The sequence below is a fragment of the Gemmatimonas sp. genome (assembly GCF_044376735.1).
GTDB lineage: Bacteria > Gemmatimonadota > Gemmatimonadetes > Gemmatimonadales > Gemmatimonadaceae > Gemmatimonas.
In genome coordinates this window covers 1-5831 of sequence record NZ_JBILKJ010000156.1, presented here as the reverse complement: position 1 = coordinate 5831, position 5831 = coordinate 1, and the positions used below count along the sequence as shown (strand labels likewise).

The 5831-nt window shown below is 66.9% G+C and carries 8 protein-coding genes; 1 reads left to right on the top strand and 7 read right to left on the bottom strand.

Going from position 1 to position 5831, the window contains the following annotated elements; all coding sequences use genetic code 11:
* Positions 1 to 43: 43 nt before the first annotated feature.
* Both ACIRA7_RS14270 and motA read right to left on the bottom strand, forming a co-directional pair.
* Entirely contained in the window at positions 44 to 910 is an 867-nt protein-coding gene (locus ACIRA7_RS14270; RefSeq protein WP_396221519.1) for a flagellar motor protein MotB, read from the bottom strand.
* A gap of 4 nt (positions 911 to 914) precedes the next feature.
* Positions 915 to 1772, bottom strand: a complete 858-nt coding sequence (gene motA / locus ACIRA7_RS14265; protein ID WP_396221518.1) for a flagellar motor stator protein MotA — start codon at positions 1770 to 1772, stop codon at positions 915 to 917.
* 36 nt (positions 1773 to 1808) lie between these two features.
* Between motA and ACIRA7_RS14260 the strand changes: the two genes are divergently transcribed.
* Positions 1809 to 2447 (top strand): hypothetical protein, encoded by a 639-nt coding sequence (locus ACIRA7_RS14260; RefSeq protein WP_396221517.1) that lies wholly within the window; start codon positions 1809 to 1811, stop codon positions 2445 to 2447.
* A 2-nt stretch (positions 2448 to 2449) separates the two neighbouring features.
* Here the strand turns inward: ACIRA7_RS14260 and ACIRA7_RS14255 are convergent, their stop codons facing one another.
* From ACIRA7_RS14255 to ACIRA7_RS14235, 5 genes are all read right to left on the bottom strand, one after another.
* On the bottom strand, positions 2450 to 2725 hold the full coding sequence (locus ACIRA7_RS14255) for a carbon storage regulator (protein ID WP_396221516.1): 276 nt from the start codon (positions 2723 to 2725) through the stop codon (positions 2450 to 2452).
* 6 nt (positions 2726 to 2731) lie between these two features.
* Positions 2732 to 4180: a flagellar hook-associated protein FlgK gene (flgK, locus tag ACIRA7_RS14250; protein ID WP_396221515.1), complete on the bottom strand. Its 1449-nt coding sequence runs from the start codon at positions 4178 to 4180 to the stop codon at positions 2732 to 2734.
* Between the two features lies 1 nt (position 4181).
* Entirely contained in the window at positions 4182 to 4727 is a 546-nt protein-coding gene (gene flgN, locus ACIRA7_RS14245) for a flagellar export chaperone FlgN (protein WP_396221514.1), read from the bottom strand.
* Complete coding sequence (locus ACIRA7_RS14240; protein WP_396221513.1) at positions 4727 to 5083, bottom strand: rod-binding protein; 357 nt, start codon at positions 5081 to 5083, stop codon at positions 4727 to 4729. Before ACIRA7_RS14240 ends, flgN begins: the two co-directional genes overlap by 1 nt.
* A partial coding sequence (locus tag ACIRA7_RS14235; RefSeq protein WP_396221512.1) for a flagellar basal body P-ring protein FlgI occupies positions 5080 to 5831 on the bottom strand: 752 nt, incomplete at its 5' end. The genes ACIRA7_RS14240 and ACIRA7_RS14235, both read right to left, overlap by 4 nt.

Below are 5831 nucleotides of genomic sequence, written 5' to 3'. Positions count from 1 at the left end.
TCGACGGAACGGCGCTCGAACAAACGGTGGCGACGGTGCGCGGTTACTTCGCGACGCGCATGGAGATTTCCGCCAGCATCGAATCCGACTTGTAGCGCGCCATGCTCTTGGCGTCGGCGGCCCCATCGGGCGCCACGCTGTAGGGCAACAGGATCGAGATGCGGCGATTGGCAGCCGAGAGCGGGTCGTCGAGGATGCGCGGCTTGGTGGCGGCGTACCCGCGCACTTCCACGATGCGGCGTTCATTGAGGCCGACGTCTTCAAGCACGCGTCGCGCCGCGTTGGCGCGGTCGGCGGAGAGTTCCCAGTTGCCATAACTGCCGCCGGCGCTGCCGAAGGGCGCGGCGTCGGTGTGGCCCTCGAGAATCACCGGATGCTGCAGCTTGGCGAGTTCGGTGCCGATCAGCTGCAGGGCGAGCATGGTCGGCGACTTCATGCGCGCCGAACCGGTCGGGAAGTACACATCGCCGCTGCCGGTTTCCACGAGCTCGATACGGAGGCCGTCGCTCGTGACTTGCACGTCGACCAGGGCCTTGAGCGCCTTGAGGGAATCGTTCGAGGCGACCTTTTCGAGAATCGACGACTTGAGCTCTTCGAAGGTGCGCTGCTCGGTGGTGCGCACGAGCGAACGCAGCGGCGTCTGTTGCACCTTCGTGGGCGCGGTGCCGGTGGACAGCGGGCTCGATCCCGCACCGTAGCCCTTCTTGTAGCCGACCGGATTGGCGAAGTAGCCCTCGATGGCCTGCTTGGTCTTGTCGTCCATGCCAAGAATCCACATCACCATGAAGAACGCCATCATGGCGGTCACGAAGTCGGCGTACGCCACCTTCCATGATCCGCCGTGATGGCCGCCGTGTCCGGCGACCTTCTTCTTGACGATGATGATCTTCTTGCCACCGCGCGGCGCCATCGTACTACGCCGCCTTCCGGCGCGTCAGCTCTTCGAGCTCGGCGAAGCTGGGACGCTCATGCGGCTCGACGTTGCGACGGGCAAACTCCACGGCCGTCATCGGCGCATCACCACGGGCAAACGACAGCAGCGCCGTGCGCACGCACAGCATGTAGTCGTGCTCGGCGGCGATGCGATTGCCCATCGCCGCGGCGATGGGTCCGAACACGCCGTAGGCGAGCAGGATGCCGAGGAATGTGCCGACCAGTGCGGCGGCGACCTTTTCACCGATTTCGGAGGCGGCGCCTCCGATCGAGCCCATGGTGATGATGACGCCGAGCACGGCGGCCACGATGCCGAAGCCCGGCATGGCGTCGCCGACGGCGGTCACGGCACTGGGCACCAACATCGCCTCGTGATGATGCTTCTCGAGGTCGACGTCGAGGATTTCGGCCAGATTGTGGTCTTCCACCGTGCCGGTGAGCAGCACCTTGAGCGTGTCGCACAACAGCGACATGGCGTGGTGGTTGCCCTGGAACGACGGGTACTTCTTGAAGATGTCGCTGTTCTCGGGATTTTCGATGTGCGACTCGAGGCCGACCAGTCCGTCCTTGCGGGCCTTCTGGAAGATCTCGTAGAGTACCTGCAGCAGTTCGGCGTAGGCGGACGCACCGAACGGATTCGGCTTGAGCAGGCCCATCGTCTGTGCCAGCACCCCCTTCAGCACCGAGGGGGGATTCGCGATGACCATGGAGCCCAGTCCGGCGCCACCGAGAATGAGAAACTCGTTGGGCTGGATGAGCACGGCCAGCTCGCCATGGTGCATCACATAGCCACCGATGACGGAGCCCAACACAATGACCAGGCCTATGATGACGAACACGCGGCAGATCCCGGAGTGCGAGTGGAACGAGCAGACGTGAGCGGCGACGCCGGGGCGGCGCGCTGGCTCTCTACCCATGACGATTTACTTCGCGGGTTGGCACATGCGTTCAGCAACCGGGTGGCGACGGTCGTGGCGTTTGCCGGACTCCTGGATCCGTCGCGGGCGCCCGACGAGCGTGTGCTCTCCGGTTTACGGGCGGATGCCGACCGTCTGGAGGGGCTGCTGGAGCAGCTGCGGCAGCTGCCCCGGCGTGAGGGCGCCGATCTGGAGCCCATGATCCCGGGCGACGGCGTGCGTGCCGCGCTGGCGCTGGTGGCGCATCATCCGGAGTACCGCGACGTGCACTGTACCGTGGTCATGGCCGACGACGTGCAGCCGGTGCGGGCCGATCCGGGGGCGCTGCAGCATGCGCTGTGCGTGGCGTTGGTGGGGGCCAGCCGTGTGGGGGCGGGGCAGGCGGGTGTGCGCGTCGCCCTCTCGACCGAGGGGGAGGTGGTCCGGATCGAGGTGTCGGCCGATGGCAGCACCGGTGCGGGCGACCTCGCGTCGCTGGCGCGCGATGCGGACGCCATCACCTGGCTGCTGGCGCGCAGTCACGGGCGTGGGGAGGCCACGGCGTACGGCTGCCTGATCGAGCTGCCTACGTTGCAGGCCGCTCGCCGCCTGCGCTGACGTCAGGCGGCGGGTTTGCCGCTGGGGTCGGCGGTTGGGGCCGGCGCCGCGTGGGCGATGGGCACGCCGAGGGTGGCCAGCCATTCCATGGCGACCGGGGCCGCGGCGCGCTCGTTCTCCGACTTGACCTGATCGGCGATCTCGCCGCGCAGAATCTTGACGTGGCTGGGCGCGTCGATGCCGATGCGGACGCCCCCGCGATCGCAGGACACCACGACAATCCGGATCCCGCCGTCAATGATGATCGAGTCGCCTTCGCGGCGTCCGAGGATGAGCATCGCGTATCAGACCAGTGAGAGAAGCGTTTGCAGCATTTCGTCGGCCATCTTGATCATCTTGGTGGCCGCCTGATAAGACTGCTGCACGCGCATCATGTTCACCAGTTCCTCGTCGGTGCTCACGCCGCTGACGGACTGGCGACGGTCATTGGCCTGCTCGGTCAGATTCCGGTACACGGTGGCGCTGTCACTCGCGGCGGCGGCCTCGATGCCCACGCGGGAGACGGTGCTGCGGAAGAAGCTCAGGAAGGAGCCCACTTCGGTGGCGCCCGTGCTCGACGTCCAGCTGACGCTGTTCTCAACGAGGCGCAGGCTGGCCAGGCCCTGCGACACGCTGTTGTCGGTCGGGCCGTTGGCGTTGCCGCTGGCCGCGATCTTGAGCGGATCGCTCAGAATCGCACTGTTCACCGCGATCGTGCCGGCGGTGATCGGGTTGGCCATCGTGCCGGGCGTGAAGAAGTTGCCGGCGGCGACGCCCGGGACGGTGGTGCCGGTGAAGGTGTAGCCGGTGGTGTGCACGGCATTCACCGCCGTGGTGAGCTGCGCGGCCATGGCATCCAGTCGGCTGCGCGCGTCGGGGATATCGACGTTCAGCACATCGACCATCGCCTTGATCGAACCCGCCAAGGGCGCGAGCGCATCGGGCGACGAGCCGATCTGGATCCGCACGTTCACATCCGTGAGCGGCGTGGCCGGCAACGGATTCGGCGTCTCGAGCTTGAGGGTGAGCGGCGTGGACGTGTCACCCTGCACCAGCGTGGAGTTGCCGATGAGGACGGCGATGCCGCCGTCGACCTGATTGACGACCCGCGTGCCGGCGACCGACGCGAGCTCGTCGAGCTTCAGGTCGCGTAGATCGCGCAGATCGTTGTTCGTTCGGCCAGCCATCTCCGACGACATGATCCGCGAGTTCAGTTCGGCGACCTGCGCGGCGAGCGCGTTGATCGTCCCCACCGTACTCTGCAGCCGGTCGATGGTGGACGTGCGCTGCTGGGTGAGCTGCGTGTCGTACGCGTTGAACAGCTGTGCGACCTGCCGACCACGCTGCTGCACGACCGAGCGCGCCGACAGGCTGCTGGGCGAACTGGACAGATCGCTCCAGGAGTTCCAGAAGGCGTCGAGCGCGCTGCTCATCCCTTCGTCGCTGGGCTCACCGAATACCCCTTCCACCTGGCTCATGAGGCTGCGGCGCATCTCCGCATTGCCGGCGAGCGAGTTGGCCGAGCGGAAACTGTCGTCGAGCAGCAGGTCGCGCTTGCGGATGATCGTTTCGACATGGACGCCGGTGCCCATCGAGCCGTATGGCATCGCGACTGGCGTGTTGGCCACGAGCAGCGCTTCCTGGCGCGAGTATCCCGGCGTCTCCGCGTTCGCGATGTTCTGCGAGATCGTCTGGAGCGCGGATTGATGCGTGAGAAGCGCGGTGCGCGCGATGCTCAACAGGCCGGAGGACATGTCAGGCGGTCCGGTTTACGAGCACACCGCGGGGCGCGCCGCTGTTGGGAACGGTCGCGCCTTCGGTGGCATACGTGGTGGGCAGGGCTGGTGCGCCCACGAGGGTGCGCACGTGCTGATCGGTGTTCGTCAACGCTTCGCGCAGCAGCTTGCGGTTCATGCCGACTTCGCGGGTGAGGAGATCGGCGGCCTGCGTGAGCCGCACGCGCGCATCGCGCAGTCGCGGGTCGACCTGATCGCCGAGCATGTCTTCGAGTTCGCGCAGGGTGCAGTCTTCGGAGCCACCCATCAGGATGTTGAGCTGTCGGCGACGGGTGCGCGCCTGACCGAGGGTGGCCAGAATGCGGTGGGTGGCAAAGGTGCTGTCATCCACGCCTTCGATGTTGTCCGCTGCGACCGCCGCGCGCTGGCGACGCATCTGCGCGATGAGATCGTCGAGCAGCTTCCGCTCGCTGATCAACGCATCATGCAGTGCGTCCAGCAGTGCTCCGGTCGGCACGCCGAGACGCGGAGCGGGTTCTTGTGGCAAGAGGGTCATCGTCGACATCAGCGGGTGTTTGAATCGGGAGTGGGTACTGAGGGCTGCGGTGCGTCAGCGGGGGTGCCGTGACGCAGTTGTCGGTAAAGGGCCTGCGCGATCCCACGCTCCCATTGTTTAGGAGTCTCGGCAGCAAGGTGCTGATCCAGTAGTCCCGTGAAGATGTCTTCTCCGGCCCCTCCTGAAACGATCCCTTCCTGCTGGGGAACGGTCTCGCGCATGGCCTTGTACAGTTGCTGCACGAACATGCCTTCGAGCTGACTGGCGGTCTTCATGAGCGTGGCGTCCCGCTGCTCCCTGGCGGATCGTGGGGGCGTGGGGGCGCTGGCGTTGGTCAGGCCGCCGGCTTGAATGCGGTCGATCATCGAACGATGACCTCGGCGGTGATCGCGCCCACTTCACGGAGGGCCGCAAAGATGGCCGCGATCTCGTTCGGGGGCGTGCGCACGGCGTGCAGGGCCGAGGCTACCCGCTGCACGGGAATGCCGGCCGGGAGGCGGACACTGCCCGGAATCGCGGTGGTGTCGTTGGCGGTCTCGCTGCCGATGGCCAGAGTGATGGCGCCATGGCTCACGGTGGCCGACCCCACGATCATGTCGCCGCCGGCCACGACGGTCCCGTCCTTGCCGTCGATGACAAGGCGGGGACGTGCTTCGGGCTTGACCGCGAGATCGCGGATGCGGGCCAGCGCCGTAGGCTTCTGCACCGAATCGGGGAGCGTCACGATCACCGAGCCTTCGTCTTCCACCGTCGCGGTCTTCTCGCCGTAGGTGGCGTTGATGGCGGTGGCGATGCGGGTGGCGGTGCCGAGATCGGGTTCGCGCAGCAGCAGGCGCGAGGTCGCGACGATGGCCGGTCGGGGGAGATCGGCTTCGAGCACACCACCGGTGGGAATGCGCGCCGACGTTTCGTGCGACGGCATGTACCGCGTGCTCGTACCACCATCGCTGACCAGCAGCGAGCCCTGCGCCGAGGCGAGCGGCGACCCGCTGGCATCGGCGACCAGCGGCGTCATGTAGAGCGTGCCGCCGCGCAGCGAGCGCGCGTCACCCATGGAGGCGACGTTCACTTCGAAGCGGCCGCCGGCGCGCAGATACGGCGACACCTCGGCGG

Excerpts from the sequence above, each read along its gene's own strand:
- ACIRA7_RS14270 (WP_396221519.1), bottom strand. The coding sequence starts at position 910 with ATGGCGCCGCGCGGTGGCAAGAAGATCATCATCGTCAAGAAGAAGGTC.
- flgN (WP_396221514.1), bottom strand. The coding sequence starts at position 4,727 with ATGTCGACGATGACCCTCTTGCCACAAGAACCCGCTCCGCGTCTCGGC.
- ACIRA7_RS14255 (WP_396221516.1), bottom strand. The coding sequence starts at position 2,725 with ATGCTCATCCTCGGACGCCGCGAAGGCGACTCGATCATCATTGACGGC.
- flgK (WP_396221515.1), bottom strand. The coding sequence starts at position 4,180 with ATGTCCTCCGGCCTGTTGAGCATCGCGCGCACCGCGCTTCTCACGCAT.
- ACIRA7_RS14240 (WP_396221513.1), bottom strand. The coding sequence starts at position 5,083 with ATGATCGACCGCATTCAAGCCGGCGGCCTGACCAACGCCAGCGCCCCC.